This window comes from Desulfobacula phenolica, from assembly GCF_900105645.1.
GTDB classification, from domain to species: domain Bacteria; phylum Desulfobacterota; class Desulfobacteria; order Desulfobacterales; family Desulfobacteraceae; genus Desulfobacula; species Desulfobacula toluolica.
The window spans coordinates 95746-114529 of sequence record NZ_FNLL01000008.1; the positions used below are offsets into that span (position 1 = coordinate 95746).

General features: G+C 39.0%; 14 protein-coding genes and 1 tRNA gene. 10 read left to right on the forward strand and 5 right to left on the reverse strand.

Annotated elements, in window-relative coordinates; genetic code table 11:
* Positions 1–3: 3 nt before the first annotated feature.
* Genes BLT94_RS14010 through BLT94_RS14025 form a run of 4 tightly spaced genes read right to left on the reverse strand, consistent with a single transcriptional unit; the run spans position 4 to position 5108 of the window.
* Complete coding sequence (locus BLT94_RS14010) at positions 4–801, reverse strand: ABC transporter ATP-binding protein (protein WP_092235323.1); 798 nt, start codon at positions 799–801, stop codon at positions 4–6.
* Entirely contained in the window at positions 801–1850 is a 1050-nt protein-coding gene (locus BLT94_RS14015; protein WP_245743132.1) for a FecCD family ABC transporter permease, read from the reverse strand. Before BLT94_RS14015 ends, BLT94_RS14010 begins: the two co-directional genes overlap by 1 nt.
* Entirely contained in the window at positions 1847–2938 is a 1092-nt protein-coding gene (locus tag BLT94_RS14020) for an ABC transporter substrate-binding protein (RefSeq protein ID WP_139169034.1), read from the reverse strand. The genes BLT94_RS14015 and BLT94_RS14020 overlap by 4 nt, the downstream gene beginning before the upstream one ends.
* Positions 2913–5108, reverse strand: a complete 2196-nt coding sequence (locus BLT94_RS14025) for a TonB-dependent receptor (RefSeq protein WP_092235329.1) — start codon at positions 5106–5108, stop codon at positions 2913–2915. Before BLT94_RS14025 ends, BLT94_RS14020 begins: the two co-directional genes overlap by 26 nt.
* Before the next feature lie 481 nt (positions 5109–5589).
* Here BLT94_RS14025 and mnmG point away from each other — a divergent pair, with 481 nt between their 5' ends.
* From mnmG to BLT94_RS21795, 10 genes are all read left to right on the forward strand, one after another.
* Complete coding sequence (mnmG, locus tag BLT94_RS14030) at positions 5590–7479, forward strand: tRNA uridine-5-carboxymethylaminomethyl(34) synthesis enzyme MnmG (RefSeq protein ID WP_092235331.1); 1890 nt, start codon at positions 5590–5592, stop codon at positions 7477–7479.
* Between the two features lie 71 nt (positions 7480–7550).
* Complete coding sequence (locus BLT94_RS14035; protein WP_092235334.1) at positions 7551–8498, forward strand: DnaJ C-terminal domain-containing protein; 948 nt, start codon at positions 7551–7553, stop codon at positions 8496–8498.
* A gap of 29 nt (positions 8499–8527) precedes the next feature.
* Positions 8528–9043, forward strand: a complete 516-nt coding sequence (gene hpt, locus BLT94_RS14040) for a hypoxanthine phosphoribosyltransferase (protein WP_092235337.1) — start codon at positions 8528–8530, stop codon at positions 9041–9043.
* Positions 9044–9059: 16 nt separating this feature from the next.
* Positions 9060–10829, forward strand: coding sequence for a zinc-ribbon domain-containing protein (locus BLT94_RS14045; RefSeq protein ID WP_092235613.1), 1770 nt, complete (start codon positions 9060–9062; stop codon positions 10827–10829).
* A gap of 69 nt (positions 10830–10898) precedes the next feature.
* A tRNA-Met gene (locus BLT94_RS14050) sits at positions 10899–10975 on the forward strand.
* A 135-nt stretch (positions 10976–11110) separates the two neighbouring features.
* A complete protein-coding gene (locus tag BLT94_RS14055; RefSeq protein ID WP_092235340.1) occupies positions 11111–12934 on the forward strand; it encodes a site-specific integrase in 1824 nt (607 codons plus the stop codon).
* A gap of 811 nt (positions 12935–13745) precedes the next feature.
* Positions 13746–14429: a hypothetical protein gene (locus BLT94_RS14060; RefSeq protein WP_139169036.1), complete on the forward strand. Its 684-nt coding sequence runs from the start codon at positions 13746–13748 to the stop codon at positions 14427–14429.
* A 175-nt stretch (positions 14430–14604) separates the two neighbouring features.
* A complete protein-coding gene (locus BLT94_RS14065) occupies positions 14605–15456 on the forward strand; it encodes a hypothetical protein (protein WP_092235346.1) in 852 nt (283 codons plus the stop codon).
* 459 nt (positions 15457–15915) lie between these two features.
* The gene (locus BLT94_RS14070) at positions 15916–16611 is read left to right on the forward strand and encodes a hypothetical protein (protein WP_092235349.1); all 696 of its coding nucleotides are present in this window, start codon (positions 15916–15918) and stop codon (positions 16609–16611) included.
* Between the two features lie 614 nt (positions 16612–17225).
* Entirely contained in the window at positions 17226–17900 is a 675-nt protein-coding gene (locus BLT94_RS21795; RefSeq protein ID WP_139169037.1) for a DUF4145 domain-containing protein, read from the forward strand.
* A gap of 210 nt (positions 17901–18110) precedes the next feature.
* Here BLT94_RS21795 and BLT94_RS14080 read toward each other — a convergent pair whose 3' ends face one another.
* Entirely contained in the window at positions 18111–18725 is a 615-nt protein-coding gene (locus tag BLT94_RS14080) for a recombinase family protein (protein WP_092235351.1), read from the reverse strand.
* Between the last annotated feature and the right edge of the window lie 59 nt (positions 18726–18784).

The window sequence follows — 18784 nt, forward strand, 5'->3', positions numbered from 1 at the left end:
CTTTTAATTTAATAGTTCTTTATGGATTATATTTTCAGGCATGGGATTCAAAGGAATCGTATAAGGATATCCATTGATCCTGTTAATGTTCACCTCAATTTTATATACCGTTTCTATGATCTTTGGGGTCATTACTTCCAAAGGTGTGCCATTACAGACCATACAGCCTGATTTGAGCATCACGATTCTGTCGGAAAACCTGGATGCCAGATTCAGACTGTGCATGGCCATGATAATCCCGATATTTTTCTTTTGGGCAAGCTTTTTTAACATGTCCATTACCTCTAACTGATGCCGTACATCAAGGTTGCTGCTGGGTTCATCCAGAATAAGATAACACGGTTCCTGGGCAATGGCCCTGGCAATCAGCACCTTTTGTTTCTGCCCCCCGCTGATCCGGTCAAAATCCTTAAGTCCCAGATGATTAAGATTCATGGACATAAGAACCTTACTCACGACTTCCAAATCTTTGCCGGAAGGAACAAACCTCACATAGGGTTTTCTTCCCATGAGTACAGCATCAAACACTGTCATGGGAAATTTTGATGGAAAGGCCTGGGGAACATACCCTATCAATCGTGCGCGATGTGTTGGTGACATCTTTAAAATATCCATGTCATCCATTTTAATAAAGCCGGAACAGGGTTTTATCATCCCCAAAAGACACTTTAAAAGAGTGGTTTTGCCCACACCGTTAGGCCCCAGCACACTTATGATCTCCCCTTTTTTTACATTCAGATCAATATCTTTGAGTACACAGGTTTGCCTGTAATTAAAGCTAAGGTTCCCAACTTGAAGCATTACCAGTACTCCTTTGTTTTTTTAATCAAAAGGTAGAAAAAAAATGGAACTCCGATAAAGGAGGTAACAATCCCGATAGGGATAACATGGGGCAACCACATGGTCCTCCCAAGAGTATCGGCCGAAAGTACCAGAACACCCCCGATCAAGGCAGAAGCCGGGATTAAAAACAAATTATCACTGCCAAATATCATCCTTGCAATATGAGGTGCCACAAGCCCGATAAAGCCAATCACCCCCGTAAAACAGATGGCGCCTGAGGTCATCAAAGAGGCCAGGGCAATGGAAAACATTCTCACTCCCGGAACATTAACCCCTAAAGCTCTGGCAGATTCATCGCCTGCTGTCATGAGGTTAAAATCAAAAGCAAATCTGAACATAAAGGGCATGGGGATAAGAATCATCATACCGGACATGACAATTTCCCTGTACCCGGCCTTTGAAAGACTGCCAAAAAACCAGAATACAATCCCATGCACCTCTTCCTTTGTTCCCAGGTACTGAAGAAAGGAACTTAACGATGAAAAAAGAAACATCAGGGCAATACCTGTAAGAATCATGGTTTCTGGCGTAGCTCCCTTATATCTGCTCACCCCCAGTATAATAAATGAAGATAAAAGGGTAAAAATAAAAGCCCCTGTCACAACTGCATATTCATTAACAAGACCGTTAAAAAACACAATGGCAATAACAGCCCCAAATCCTGCACTGGAGCCGATTCCCAGCGTAAAGGGAGATGCCAGAGGATTTCTTAAAACAGCCTGAAAAACAGCTCCGGATGTGCCAAGACCGATGCCGATAAGCAGGGCCATCATTACCCTTGGAAGTCTCAAATTCCATACAATGGATCTTGCCATCCCGTTATCCTCAATAAGTGCCAGAATCGAATCCGTAACACTGATGGAAGATGCCCCGACACAAAGCGCAATAACAACAATAACTGAGAGCAGCAGAAAAAAGACAACCAACAGAACAAGGCTGCGGTATTTCAATGCCTTATACTGGTTTTTCATATCCTGATTTTTAATGGTCAGGCAATCTGTATTCACTTGCTTCCTCCAGACAAATTCTCTGAAATATATACGCCCTGGTATGGTATCCTCTGAAGGGATTCAAGATATTCTTTATGAATTTGTTCAGGATCAAGGTCGTCAAACAGCCGGGGATAAATACATTTTGCCATATAAGCCACCCCGATAACCGCCCTTGGGCCTGTCCAGATACCACTGTCAAGCACATGAACTCTACCATTTTTTACTGCCTGGATCAGATTCCAGGACGGACGGGCAGCCATTTCATCCCTGACATGATTAAAAAACACCCTGTCATTTCTCTCAAAACCGTTTCCCCAGGCACTAGTTTTAAAAATTATATCCGGTTGTTTAGATATGACCCATTCCGAAGTAACTTCCGAATAGGGAACCTTAAACTCATCAGCCAGGTTTTTGCCGCCTGCATAGACACACATGTCATGCCCACCGGACCCGGGACCTGCAGTATGAAAGGCTGAATAGCTCTCCACATAAACCAGAGGCTTTTCTTTGACCTTGTCGAGCCGTTTTTGAATAGCATCCAATTTTTGGCCATACCATGCTCTAAGTGTTTCTCCCTGCTGTTCTCTGCCAATAATTTTGCCCAGAGTTCTAATCTCCTTTGCAATTGTTCCGAGCTTGTAAAAATTTAACCTGAGTACCTGTATCCCAAAGGAAGAAAGCTGTTTTTCCAGTTCCGTTCCAGGATTATTCTCATAGGCGATCACTATTGCGGGGTTTAAATCGGCAATCAGTTCGGCATTGGCATTCTTCCAGGACCCCACTCTCGGCCTGTCCAAAAATTCCCGGAAAAAAGCACCATCCTTAACGATTTCGGAATAAACCCCTTTGACCAGATCCTGAGCCCCCATGGATCGCAGTACCTCCAAGGCATCTGAATTAAGAACGACAATACGTTGAACCGGTATATTCACCGTTATTTTTCTGCCAAATGTATCTTCGATGACAATAAATTGTGCGGCATTTCCGGCCCAAGCCGTTCCCCGGGCTGATATGATCACGATAAGCAGCCCGGATAACAGGAAGCCGGCCAAGAGGAATCCGGCCATATAAAATCTTTTAGAACTTGAAAGCAACCTCGGCAAAATAGCTCCTTCCCTCTTCCTTGTAATACTGGTAGTGTTCCTTATCCAGGATATTGTTAACCGACAAAGAAATATCCCACCGCTTAAACGGGCTCCACGTCACTTTGGCATCAAGATAAAAGGCAGGTTCATAGGTCGAATATACCCCTTCTGCAACATCCGAATTGTCGGAATTATTGTAGATTTTGGAAATATAACGGCCGGTCAGATTTGCCTTGTAACAATCGGCTTTAAAATCAAGTCCAAGGTTAAACGTATTCTCAGGTATCCCGGTTACCTGTTTGCCTTCACTGTCAGGGTCTGTGGCATTTTCCCGTATCTCGGCATTTGTATAGGTATAATTTCCCCAGAGAGTAAAGTGATCACTCATGGCCCAGGATGACTCAAGTTCAAGTCCCAGGGTTTTTGCCTTACCGGCATTGGTCCGGGTTTTTGTAGAGCCTGCCATCTTGTAGTAAATCAAATCATCTATTTCATTCCAGAACCCTGTCAAACCGAATTTTATCCGATTATGATAAAAAGACTGATCAATCCCGGCCTCCACCGTACTAACCGTTTCCGGCTTAAGATAGGGATTGCTCTGGTAAGTTGTACTCCCCGAAGTCCATGTCCGGTAAAGCTCATACAAGGTGGGCGCACGAAAGGCCTGGCCCATGGAACCTCTTACCACAGTATCTGACAAGGGTTTCCATACGACAGACAGCTTGGGGCTCAGGCTGGATTCATTATTGTCAGCATAATTGGTTTCAGATCCTGTATTTCCGGACAACCCGTCAGAGACCTCCCAATAATCATATCGTGTACCAAGATAGAGGGTGATTTTTTCATCCAGGCTCCATTCATCCTGGGCATACATGGAGCATGTCCAACTTTTGCCACCCATGTGATAGGTTGATGCACTCCTTCCCGAATAACTCCTGTAGTACGGGATATTGTGTTCATTGGTATCTGATTCACCTGTCTTGTAGCTGATGCCCATGGTAAAATGATGTGAATCTCCAATGGGCAAATCTCCCTGGGCCTCGAAAAACAAAGACTTATTTTCAGTCTCATTAAGAGTTCCGGCAGAATCGTAATAATTTGACATTCCAGATCCGGATTGAGTGGTATACCGGTCTTCAACATCGTGAAAACCTGCTTTCAGGCTGACATGAACACTTTGATATATATCCTCGTAACCTAACGACATAATATCTGTTTGATTGTCACCAATACCGGTATAATAAATAAAATTATAGGGCCTGAACCTGGCCCTTAAACCGGACCCGGCATCTGCATAAGTGGTATTATCTCCAGAAGTTCCCATATAAGTATTCGGAGGACCGTAATCATACTCATGTTCGCCTGAAACAAGGGAAAAAGAGAGCTTTCCCGTATCCGTGAAATCGTATACGGCTTTACCGCTGATGGTCTCTTTTTTTGCATTGTTATCACCCTTATCACCCACCACCCATTTATCCTTGGTATTGGTGTTGTCCTTCATGGCATAGCCGCCGGATACATTTCCCGCCCCACTTGAAATTGTGCTTAAAACAGGTGTTGTCGGATATCCGTCCGTACTTTCGGCTTCATAGCCCAGTCTTAAACTCAGTTTTTCTTTAAACCGGGTACCGCAACTTGCACTGTACCGATGGGTTCCATTATTCCCCATCCCCGCTTTGATAAGGCCATGGGTCTTTTCCGGTGTCCGGGTGATAATATTGATGACCCCGCCCATGGCGTTGCCGCCGTAGAGTGCTGATGCGGGCCCCTTAACAACCTCAATTTTCTCAACACTTTCTATGGGCAGCATCCCCCACTCAACACCGCCCGTATAAGCATCATTGACCGGTTGGCCGTCAATCAGGATAAGGGTATATCGATCATTATTAAATCCCCTGAGCCTTACAGAGCTTGTGGAATCCATCAATCCCTTGGTTCGTTTTACAAACGCCCCCGGGATAATTGCAAATGCATCGTCAATGGTTTTGATATTCCGTTTTTCAAGATCCTGCCTGGATACGACATAAATGCTTCCCGGTGCATTGCTGATCGCTTCTTTTGTTTTTGTAGCAGTCACTACAATATCATCCATTCGGGCCATATTTGCATCTTCCTGTTCCTGCTCTGCCGGACAGACCGTGCTGGATAAAAAAAACAGGATGACACATAGAACAACAATTTTATTCATCAATTCCCTCCATCAATCATTTTGTCAAAACAATAAAGATATTTCCCAAAGCCGGGTGTATTGACGAGTGTATACAGCGGTGTTATAAGGAGGGCATAAACCCCCTGACTATCAGGGGGCTTCCCCGGGAGGGCAGCATGTTTCTTTGACGGGATACTGTGCTGTCTTCCTTTTTATCTTCAATTTGTACGTTGACGGTTGTTTATATTTTTTTTGTTAACCTCTCCCAAACAAAAAAAGCCAAGAGTCCCAAATAGAATTCTTTCTATCAGGCCTTCTTGGCTTATATTAAAATCTTATGTTAAACTTAAATCAATGCAATTTCTATTGCAATTTTGCAAAAGTACTACTGAATCTAAAATCCCTTGTCAAGAATAAATTCATGACGGCTGCATTTCATTTTAAAATATTTCATGCACCAGCCGTGATTTTTCAATCCTGTTATTGACCAAAGCCTCAAGCGATTATATATTATGAGGTTATGAATTTTAATTTTAAAGCATATGATGTCATTGTTATCGGTGCCGGCCATGCCGGATGTGAAGCTGCCCTTGCCTCTGCCCGCATGGGATGCGACACCTTGCTGTTAACCATTGACATGGACAAAATTGCGTCCATGCCCTGCAGCCCTTCAATCGGCGGCATGGCAAAAGGACAGCTGGTTAAGGAAATTGATGCCCTTGGCGGTCAAATGGCCAAAATCACGGATTCTTCCGCCATTCAATACCGGACATTAAATACACGCAAAGGCCCTGCCGTTCATTCAACAAGAACACAAAATGATAAATCCCTGTATTCAAGGAACATGAAGGCGGCCATTGAACAAACAAAAAATCTTGATTTAAAGCAGGCCATGGCCCAGGAACTGGTTCTGGAAAATAATACCGTAACAGGTCTTATTGACCATACTGGTTTTGAATATACCACCCGGGCCATTGTCATTGCAACAGGAACCTTTCTTAAAGGAACTGTTCACATAGGCGCATCAAAAATCGAGGCAGGCAGGGCCGGAGAATTTTCATCCATCAGCCTTGCACAAAATCTTGCAGACCTTGATTTTAACATGGGAAGAATGAAAACCGGCACTCCGCCAAGGCTTCATGCGGACAGTATTGATTTTTCCCAATTTAATATCCATGCCTCGGATGACACACCCAAACCGTTCTCTTTTTCAACAACAACCATTTCCAATCCTCTGCTGCCAAGCTTCATGGGCAATACAAATCAAAAAACCCATGAGATTATCAGGCAGAACCTGAAATACTCGGCACTTTACGGGGGCCATATCAAAGGGAAGTCAGCCAGGTACTGCCCTTCATTTGAAGATAAAATCGTTAAATTTCCAGACCGGGAATCTCACCACGTCATCCTTGAATACGAAGGCATAAACTCAAAGGAAATTTATGCCTCAGGACTTGGCAACAGCCTGCCGCTGGAGATCCAGTACAAGGTTGTCCGGTCCGTCAAAGGCCTTGAAGCCGCCAGAATTATGCGACCGGCCTATGCCATTGAATATGACTATGTCAATCCCCTTGAATTATCCGCAGCCCTTGAAACCAAAAAAATCAAAGGCCTTTTTTTAGCCGGACAGATCAACGGCACTTCAGGATATGAAGAAGCAGGTGCCCAAGGTTTGTGGGCGGGAATTAATGCTGCCTGCACTGTCCTGAAAAGAGAACCCTTTTTGCTGGACCGCTCACAAGGGTATATGGGCGTTATGGTGGATGACCTTGTCACAAGAGGAACAAATGAACCGTACAGAATGTTTACCTCCAGGGCGGAATACAGGTTGCTGCTCAGAGAAGACAATGCGGATTTGCGGTTGTCGCAGATCGGACATTACCTGGGGCTTGTAGATGAAGACACCTTAAATTTCTGTAAAGAAATTCAAGCTCAGACAAAACAAGAAATTCAACGAATTAAAACAACAATCGTAAAGCCCACTGAAACAGTGAATGATTTCTTGCAGGCCAAAAGCACAAACCCAATAACAACCGGAGTAAAACTCGAACAGCTTTTAAAACGTGCGCAACTTGATTATGCATCTTTAAAAGAAATCTGCCCGCTGCCGGAACCTGTTTTAAAAAGAACTGAGCAACAAGTTGAGATCCAAATAAAATATGAAGGATATATCCAGAGGCAGCTCAATGAAATAAAAAAATACAAAGACCTGGAAAAAATAAAAGTACCCAAAAATTTTGATTATTCCAAAACACATGGTCTTTCCAATGAACTCAGAGAAAAATTGTGCCGAATTCTTCCCAATTCATTAGGACAGGCATCCCGGATTGACGGGATGACACCGGCTGCCATATCAGTATTAATGGTTGCAATTTGTGCATTTCAAAATAAAAAACAATGCTTGACTTGAAACATTTTACCCTTACTATAATAGACATAAATTATTAAAATAATTGTATTAAAATGCAAAAGGATTGATAAATGGCCGATGATTATTACACGATTCTAGGTATTGATAAAAAAGCCAGTGCAGCCGAGATAAAAAAAGCATACCGGAAACTTGCATTGAAATATCATCCCGACAAGACAGAAGGTGATAAAGCACTGGAAGACAAATTCAAAAAAATCAGTGAGGCATATGCTGTCTTGAGTGATCCTGAAAAAAGAAATCAGTATGACACCTATGGATCAGCCGATTTCCAGCAACGGTTTTCCCAGGAAGATATTTTCAGGAACTTTGATATGGGTGATATTTTAAAAGAATTCGGATTTGGCGGCTCCCGGGGCGGCGGATTTTCTTCTGCCTTTGGAAGAGGCGGCCAGCAAAGAAGGTCCGGCATGGGGGGCAACCCGTTTTTCCAAAATATGGGAGGAGGAGGCTTTGGGCAACAACAGCAAGCTCAAATGAAGGGAAAAGATATTGAATATGAAATTCCCTTGACCATCCATGAAATTATCAACGGCACAAAAAAAACGATTACAATCAACCAAGGCGGTACGGCCAAGGCCATAGAAGTAAAAATCCCCAAGGGACTGACCCGGGGCAAAAAAATAAGACTTGCCGGAAAAGGCGAAATAAGTCCCCATGGAGGACCTGCCGGAAATCTGTATATTAAATCCAATCCAATTTCTTCAGACGGATATACCATTGAAGGAAATGATGTTCTGCTTTCAAAGCAGGTCAAACTCACCCAGGCATTACTCGGAGACACCATAGAAGTTTTGACCCCTGACGGAACCGCTATCAACCTTAAGGTTCCTGCCGGAACAAACCACAAGTCAAAAATGCGTATCCCAAAGCACGGGATTCCCCAAATGAAAGGAGATGGTTGCGGTGATCTCTTTGTTGTGATTAACATAACCATCCCAAAAGAACTTACGGAAAAACAAAAAAAACTGATTCAACAGCTGGAAAAAACAGGACTGTAACTTAAAAAAACAGGATGACGAATCACAACATGCCTGAATTTATTCTTTTAATCTCTGAACAAGAGATAAAAAAGCAATTAAAAAAAATCGGACAAAAAATCTCCATTGATTATAAAGACAAAGATCTGGTTCTAATCGGGGTGTTAAAAGGATCATTTGTTTTTATGGCAGACTTGACACGTCAGATTTCCATTGACCATGAGATTGATTTTTTAGGAGCTTCTTCCTATAAAGGAACCGCTTCAACCGGACAGATTGTTTTCACAAAAAAGCCGGATTTAGAGCTTGAAAACAGGGATGTCCTGCTCGTGGAAGACATTATGGATACAGGCAACACACTCTTAAAAATAACCGAATTCATAAAAAAATCAAATCCCAAATCCATTAAAATCTGTGCTTTGATTGACAAACACGAGCGACGTGAAGTAAAAATTGATGTTGACTATTCATGTTTTTCACTTGAAAAAGGGTTTATTGTTGGTTATGGACTTGACTATGATGAAAAATATAGAAATCTTCCTGCCATCTATGACCTGAAACTATAGGAATAAGGGGACTCCAATGATCGTTACCTGCACTAAGTGTTCAACAAGTTTCAAACTTGACGATTCTCTTGTCAAACCAGGCGGTTCAAAAGTTCGCTGCAGTGTTTGCAAAGATATTTTTACTGCATATCCATTGCCCGTAGAGACCGAACAAACGCCTGAAGAATCACCGGATTTTAATATTGAGTTTAACTCCCCTTCTGACTTTGAAAACGAAGATATTGATTTTTCTTTAAATGATTCCGATCTTTCAATGGAAAGTCCTGATCTGGAAATAAAGGACACAGACTTTGAGCCGCAGGGGTTAGACCTGGAAGCCGATGATGACTTTTCCTTTGAAGAGACTGAATTTGAATTGGATAAAGATGATGAATCCCAGGATTTTGAATTGGAAGAGAGCAATTTAGACTTTGAAAACGATGAATCTTATGAATTTGAGTTGGAAGAAGACCATTTAGAGCTTGAGGACGATGACTCCCAAGAGTTTGAAATTGATGAGAGTCCTTTGGAATTTGAGGACGATCAATCCCAAAAACTCGAATTAGATGAGAGCCGTTTAGAGTTTGAAGATGATCAATCCCCGGAACTTGATTTGGGAGAAGGCCGTTTAGACTTTGGGGATGAAAGTATCGACTTTGAAGATTCCCCTGAAAAAGACTTTGACGGCATTGAATTTGACGGTATTGAATTTGAAAAAGTCGAAGATGAAATAATTGAAGATGAGCCTACCTCTTTAGCCATGGAAAACAGCGAACCTGTTTTAAAAATGGAAAATACAACAGATGAAGCTGACTTTGAACTTGAATTCGATATTGAAGATGATTCTGAAAATGAAACGCCAGATATCCTTGATGATGAAACAGAGCAGATCCAACTTGAAATAGAAACCGAACCCGATCAGATTGAACCCGATCAGATTGAACCCGATCAGATTGAATCAGATCAGATTGAATCAGATCAGATTGAATCAGATCAGGAAGATTCCATCCTTTCGCTTGAAGAAACAGATGCAGGAAAAGAAGAAGAGGTGCCTCCTGTAATAACACTGGAAGATGATTTTTCAGAATACGATGATGTTTTAGAGCAGGAAACCGAACCGGAAGATGATTTCCTTGATCAAAAAACCATAAGGGATAAAGAAACCATAGGAACAGATAATACTCTGGGAGGAAAAACAGTCCTTGTCGAAGAACCGGAACCCATTATGGATAAGCCGTCAAAACCAAAAAGAAAAACAAAATCCCTTGGGGCATTCGCGCTCGTATTAGTGCTGATCTTCCTTTTGTTTATCAGCGCCAATATTGCAGGCACCCTGACCGGCTATAAAATACCCTATATTTCTGATATCAAACTCCCTTATATTGAACAATTGCTTAAAAAATCGGCTCCTGAAATACCGGAAGCCAGGCCTGTTCCCAATCAAGAAAGCGTTAACGGAAGATTTGTCACCAATTCAACTGCCGGCACCCTGTTTATAATTACAGGAAGAGTAGAAAATCCTTCAAATATTGCCTTAAGCCATATTGAAATTCGAGGGGCGCTGATCACAAAAGACAAGATGGAAGCGAAAACAAAAAATACCTTTTGCGGGAATATCATAACAGAAGAGATGCTGAAAACCGGCAATATTTCAGATATCAATACGCTTCTTGCCGTCAAAGAGGGAATGCACGACACAAACAGCAATGTAAAGCCCGGAGCCAGTATTCCGTTTATGGTTGTATTTTCCGATCTTCCTGAGAATCTACAGAATTTCACCGTTAAAGTAACTGGATTTGAAAAATAAAAAACAGGTAATTAAAAAATTAAACATTGACAATCAAAACATATTCATGATATTTATTCCAGGTTTTTCGGCGACGTAGCTCAGTTGGTCAGAGCATGCGGCTCATATCCGCAGGGTCCGGAGTTCAAATCTCTGCGTCGCTACCAGATAATACAGTGGGGCCTATTGAAATCATTAAAGATCTTTCAATAGGCCCTTTCGTATTTATACACCTCTACATCAGTGTCATACTTTGGTGTCATACTTTGTGTCACACCTGCATATCTGCATTAGGTATTCTCATGCGTTTTCCATCTTATCTGGTAAAGAATCGGTTTGGAATTTATTATTTTCAACTTGTGTTTCCAAAGCGTATACGTCATATTTTTAAAAAAAAAGAAGTAAGAAGGTCACTTAGAACGAATGATCGTAAGATAGCTGTAATAATGGCCCAGGAATTTAGAAGAATTGCTGAACAGCAACTTTTTCCCGCAATCGTTGAAGGTAAAATGAACTGGATTGAAACTAAACAGTTACTCGATAAAATAGCTGAAAAGCTATTTGAAAAGTATGTTAACCAAGTCCATAAAACTGGATTTGATTTTTACGATCATGATTCATTAGAGGCTATAATGCCAGGAGCTGAAACGTTTCTCGGTGAAGCACCTTCAGGACCATATCCATCATATCATTTCGAACTTGATAAAAAAGAATTTGAGGACACTTACCATAAAACTAAAACTGTTACTGACTTTGTTAATAACATCCTCAAGCATCATGGAATTAAAGTTGATCACGACAGTGATGACTATAAAAGAATTTGTAAACAGGCTCTTGAGATGCTGTATCGGTTGGATGAAAAGAAAAGAACGTTTAGGAATGATCTTACCATAGGTTCGCGACCATTAGCCCCATATGACACTTCAAAAGAAGCTGTAGACCCTGGTTCATCAATACCAGAGATGACAGTCAAAGAATTAATCTCTAAATATACAACATTGAAAATTAAGGTTGAGAAGAAATGGAGCCCAAGAACCATAAAGGGATATACTGAAAACTATGATCGTATAATTGAAATATTTGAAGTTGTGTTGGGAGATAAAAAGTTCCCTATAAATTCTATAACTAAAGACCATGCAAGAGAAGTATGGGAAATATTGTCAATCATCCCAACTAGCCTGAAGAAAAAGTATCCGAATCTGTCTATGAAACAGATAATTACTAAATGTCGGAACAGTGAAATTGCAAAATTAGAAAATGAAAGACTATCATCATCTACTTTTAAAACCTATTCAAATCTTATTGGCGGACTATTCCGTTACGCCGAAGAAGAAGAGTTCGTTTCAAAAAATCACTTTCTAAACAAACCTACTCGGAAGAAGAAAGAGAAGAAGCGAAAACCATTTACTGATCAAGAAATAGAGCAATTTTTTAACACTGATCTGTTTCTAAAAAAAGACTTTGAAGTAAAATGGGCTTGGAGATTTTGGGTACCCATATTCATGATGTATTCTGGATGCCGACTTGAAGAAGTATGCCAACTATTCCTTGATGACATTTATGAAACAGAAGGTATTCTATGTTTTCATATCAGGGAAAAGCATGACAACACTACTGGCGAAATGATTACAAATGTAAAGAACTCTGCAAGTAACAGAAAAATCCCTGTCCACCCAAAGCTGATTCAAATAGGACTAAAGAAATATATTAAATATTTGAAGACCGTAGGAGAAAAACAACTGTTCCCCGACTTAAAAAACAAAAATAGCAGAGGAGAACATAAACCAAGAAACAGTAAAGTTACCAGATGGTTTAATGAAAGATCTAAAAAAGACTATAGAACATCTTACATAGAAAAATGTGGAATAACTGATCCAGACAAAGTGCTCTATTGTTTCCGTCATACGGTTGGGACCTTTCTTGACAATTATAGACCACCAGTTAAAACTGCAATCGTTAACAAGATTTTCGGACATGAACAAAAGACAACACGAGCACGTCATTATACGACCTGGGAGAAAAAAGTATTGTTAGAAGTTATAGCGAAGATTGATTATCCAAATGCAAATTTACCGTGGGATAGTATGGCAGACTATGAATCAGTATCCTTCCCATGGGTAAAGTGACTCATTGGTCATCATTTAATAGATCATTGCTCTATATAGTTGGAATAATAAATTTTATATAGATATTAAATAGACCAGAAAGTGACCATTGAAAAGGTTGTAGTATGAGTTAAATAATCTTGTATATCCAGTAAGCTACGGATCATTAAACTCACCGAGCTTTACAGAAAAGTGCTGTAAATAGAATGAGATCCGTAGCGCTTGTAACTTTTAGGTAATAAGGGATAATCAATAATGTTATCCCTGCAAGATACACTCGGACTACAGATTGATCAAAATGTATTGTTTGTCTTCAACAAATCTTTCCCATCTGGTTGAACATTCCATCATGGACATCTCATTCCATATACTCAGACCACATCATTTTCCACCACTCAGCATTCGCAAAAATAATAATAATATATAGATATAATACTCACGATAAGTCCGGAGAGTGTCACACAAAGAATGAGCAAACAAACCTGCTGTGTGAAATCATCAAACGATTCAAATGTTAAGGAAATATATAATGACATTACATCAAAAAAATAATGAGGGGTTGAATAACCAGTTGATCAAGAGTTGTGTCTCCAATAATTATCTTTACAAGTTTAAAAAAATTAAATTTTATACATCTATAGACTTCATCATTTTCTCAATCAAATATGACTACAATCTATTATTAAAGATACTTACAGAGATCATGGTAAAGTCTTCTTCACCTACTTTTTACAAAACACCTTCTTCTTTGGTAAAAGTCTATAACTTCACCTTCAACAACCGTATGTATAAAATCAAGTACATTCACTTCTTCAAAGGGAATTATATTTGGTTGCGGATTGATGACCCCGATGCATTACTCCTTCAACACTTTTCAAATCTCCTTCATCCGATACAACATCACGTTGCTATGTTGGAGTGTACTGTTGACTTCTATGGGCCTAATATACATACACTTTATTCTGCTTTGAAAAGTAAATATGTTTTATCCCACTCCTCAAGAAGTAAACCGTTGAACTTGAATTATGATGATACGGAATATGCTGGTAATCCGAGGTCTACAAAGTCAAAAGCATTGAGACTGTATAAAAAAGAAGATGATAATGGAAATATCAAGTATGCCAGACTGGAAATCGTATATAAACGAAACTGGCTGAAGAATAAGAAGATAATTTCCATTAGAGATGTATTGAAAATGGACTGTGATACAGTTTATCAGCCGTTAAAGTTCAAGATATTTAACCATCATAGATTTATAAAAAACTATGTTCGAAGAATGGAAAAAGGTATATTTGTATGTAAAGCGAATATTCTTGAAGTACTAGAAACGATTGATAAGTTGACAAGAATGAAGAATATCTCCTCTGTAGATAAATTTGCAAAGTGTTTTATCTCTTACTCCTGTTGTGAGACTCACTTATTTGAAACTGCATTTAAAGCTCTGTTAACTGGGAAATTATTCCTTAACGGCAAAATCTTCGAGATGCCATCGGAGTTCCTGTTTGATGATTTTTAAATTGATACTACACTAGTCCATCTTGGCATTATAAATAATTGGTATTTTCCAGATGGTAAAAATGTTCATTCCAAAGTTGGACCCCAACTTCTTGACTTCGGCTCCCGGGAGCTATAGAAATGAACAGGGTTATCAATTTATAATACTTTATTATTAATATCATAAGGATGGTCATATGGACGATGTTGATTATTCACCTGCTTTAAATTCTCATACACATTTGTTTAAATTCAATGTTAAAGAAATTATTAACAAGGTTTCCATTTCATTCAGACAAAAAGAGAATAATGAAGAAGAAGCCAGAAATACAACATTACTTGAACTCCTTAAGAAGAAAGCTACCAATCATATAAATAACCCCTTTAATGAAGCACAACTTCACAAAACAAGTGAGTTTTTAATTGATCAAGGACAACCACCAATAAGCCATAGAGTTACTTTTGATCATGCTAAGAATAACCTTTTTGAATTCTACAATTTCAATGAAGATACAATAAGCCTGATAAATAATCTGATGAAAGATTATTACCCGATGGAAAATCAAATGGGAAACCAGATTGAGATTATACCAATAGTCCATACCATAGAAGTACACTTTGTGATTACTCCCGTGGAGAAAGCCATTAAACAGGAGAAACTTGATTATCAAAGGATTTGTAGCATTATTCAATATTGTATCTATGAAAAGGAGACTGGTGATATCGCTTGGGACTGTAAATTTAATAATGATTTGAAACAAGCGATAATTCAATTCAGTATGGGAAAAAATTGTTTGGACGAAGAGCTGAACATTGAGAATGTATTACAAAAGAGTTATAAGCCGTTAATGAAAGAATATATTGATTTTAAAGTGTTCGTTGCAGATATATCAAAAGGATCCGATACTAATCAAAATCCGAACAAGCTGTATGAACACCTAAGTAATCATGAGATAGGACTTGCTGAAATTTTTTTAATGGATCAAGGAATACCATATACTGCTTATCAACATAACTTTAGTAAACGATTTTATGAATATGATGGGTAAAACTTCAATCTGTTGCTTATTCTTTATTTAACGGCAAAAGTCTCCTTTTCCCAGTATAACCGTAGCACTTCTCAGGGATAAATATTATTTATTATATCTATAAGCTACTGAAATTTTAAAGTGTATCAACACCGTGCTATGATTTAGAAGAATAGAAGAAAACAAAGAAGATCGCCGTTAAATAAGGATCAAATAGATAAATCACTTGTTTAATAAAATGATTGAGAGTATCCAATATCCAAAGTTTTTCTTCTCCCTCCAGATGACAACCTAAAAATCATCCCTCAGTTAAGCGATGTTTTCGGACCCTTCTTAAGAAATTCAGCATTAGTATCAGGCCCCATCAAACAACTCATACAATAATTTTTGTATAGATATAAAAGATTCAGGTGAACTATGAGCAATGAAACTTTTAATCAACTTTTAAGGAGTATTTAAGACAAAAAAGGAAAATTTATTATGAATCGAATGTATGCTAAAGCAAAGACTTGGAACCCATTTAAAGGTTGTAGGTTTAACTGCAGTTGTTGCAGACCAACTTTTCAAGCACAGGCGAAACGTCAAAAGAATCGGTGTAAAGATTGTTATGATTATAAACCGCATTACCACCCAGAGAGGCTAGGTAAAATACCTAGTGCAGAAATTGTTTTTGTTTGCGGTAATGGTGACATCTCATTTTGTGACCCCACTTATACGCATCAGATAATCAATGCTATTGCTAATCACAACCAAAGATGTCCTTATAAACAGTACTATTTTCAGTCCAGACAACCAGAGTATTTTGAACAGTTCATACCATACTTCCCGTCGAATGTGATCGTGGTAACGACTCTGGAAACTAATCGAGACACAGGATATGCAACTGTTTCGAAGGCACCAATACCGTCCGAGAGGTATCAGCAGTTTCTGAATTTGAATTATCTGCGAAAAGTAGTAACGATAGAGCCAGTGATGGACTTCGATCTGGATGTATTTACCAACTGGATTACCGATATCACCCCAGAATATGTCTGGCTGGGTTTTAACAGCAAACCTCGCCAGGTTCAACTCCCGGAGCCATCCGAATGGAAGCTCACAGCCTTTGCTCAAGCACTTAAAAGGAGTGGAATTCAGGTTAATGGGAAAGACCTGAGAGGACTGAATATCGGCATATAATAACCAATAAACAGGGCCAGTCACTGCAATAGTAGCTGGCCCTTTTTTCATCACCCTCTATCTCATTTTAATATTTAACAGCAACTGCTTCCTTATCCACTTTGGTATTATAAATAATCGGTATTTTCCAAGTGGTCATACGTCCATTTAAAAGTCGAACTCCCAATTCCTTCAATTATGGTATCTGGGTGTTATAAAAATGAACAGGGTATCAATCGAGCCTGATATCACACACTTTTTCTTGGGATAACGATTTTTCAAGTTAACGGCAAACATTCTCATTATCCCAATATACCCCATAGCACTTCTTTGGGATAAACATTTTTTATTATTTTTAATATATCTATAACTTAATGAATCTTTGGAAGATATCAACAGAAAGCCACGTTCAGAATAAAAGAAGAATACAAAGAGGATTGCCGTTAAGAAGATGTCAAAAGCTGAATTCTATCTGAGAGGTGATTCAGATAACTAAAAAATTATAGTTTTAAAAAATGAACTTGCAACTAAATTAAGAATAAAGTTAATTTCCATTAAGCTGATCGAATATCTTTAAAAGTTACAGAATATTTAGAATTGTTTAATTACTTGCTTAGGATTTAAAGGAGGATGTAGTGAATACAAAATATCAAAATGGAGATGTCATAGCGTATTGCCCTGATTGCAAGACACATACTAGCTTTGAACATAAAACGAGTGGTCGTGAGCTTGAAACAATAATTGTTGATCGACATCACGAATATGAAGGGAAAAAATATAGTCGTATTTTATACCGTCTCCTTAGGTGTGCATCATGTAAAAGAGGAGGTTTAGCTGCTATTCATGATAATGGGAAAGTTGTTGATGGCACTATAGGTGAATTTTATCCAATATCAGTTGAACAAGCGTCCCTTCCATCAGATACCCCTGATGATATTAAAACAGAATTTAGAGAGGCCGAGCTATGTTCAGGCTTTGGAGCCTTTAGGGCTTCCTCAGCTTTATTTCGTTCTGTTCTAGAAAAAACTCTAAAAGCAAATGGATACTTAAAAGGTACTTTAGCTGGGAAAATAGATAAAGCTGCAAATGATGGTGTGTTAACTGAACCCCGCAGAAAAAGAGCACACAATGAAATTCGAGTGTTAGGCAATGATGTTTTACATGATGAATGGCGTAAAATCGTTGCTGACGATGTAGAACTTGCCAAACACTATGCTCAAAGGATCTTAGAGGATTTCTATGATGATAGAGAAACTGTGATTGGTATATTAATCGAAAAGAAACGTATGAAGAATCCTGACACAGTATGAATACAAACAAATAGACAGAGCAAGCTGTTAAAATTATCGTTAGCAGACCGAGTAGACTGCAAGTAACAAAATCTTGCCCTATGTTAAAAACACATAACAATCATTGTAATGGATAAATTGTAAGGACTTTTCGATTCATCTTTATGTGAGCATAGTGCTTTGACATTTGAGATCTTCTGTCAGATGAAATCCAGATTTTTTAAATAATAATCAAACAGATAAACCCCTTGTTACAATAAAATGATTCAAAGTAGGCCAAGAACAACCCATCAATTTCGAGATAGAAGCACGACTGACACCTTTTTGAAGCATCCCCTGGATATCATTTTCTTTACCATCCAATTTGCTTTTACCCTTACCAGTAGGTCTTCCTATCAGCTTTCCTTCTGCTTTTGCTCGTGCTAATCCCATCTTAGTTCTTTCCGATATCAAATCTCTTTCAATCTCAGCAAAGAGTGAAAACATGGTAATCATGGTCTTTGTTTGGATATCATTTTTACCATTAATAATCATACCCTGCTTGATGATAATAACCTTAACCTTCTTTTTTATCAGTTCATCGACAATAGCTATTATTTGGGAGACTGAACGGCCAAGCCGGGATAATTCTGACACGATGAGACAGTCCCCGGTTTCAAGTTGATCTAAAAGCTGATCAACCAATCTTTCTTTGGTACTCTTCCTGCTGGATACTTTAACCTCAATCCAGTCGTTGATGGTAAAAGAATGCTTCTGAGCATAGTCCAAAATATCTAATTTTTGATTCTTCAGGTCTTGACCATCAGTTGATACTCTCAGGTATGCGATGGTTTTGTTTTCGGTCATAATGGCGCCTCCTTATTCTCAATGTTCAAATAAACCCTTATTCTGAGTTTATTTTCATG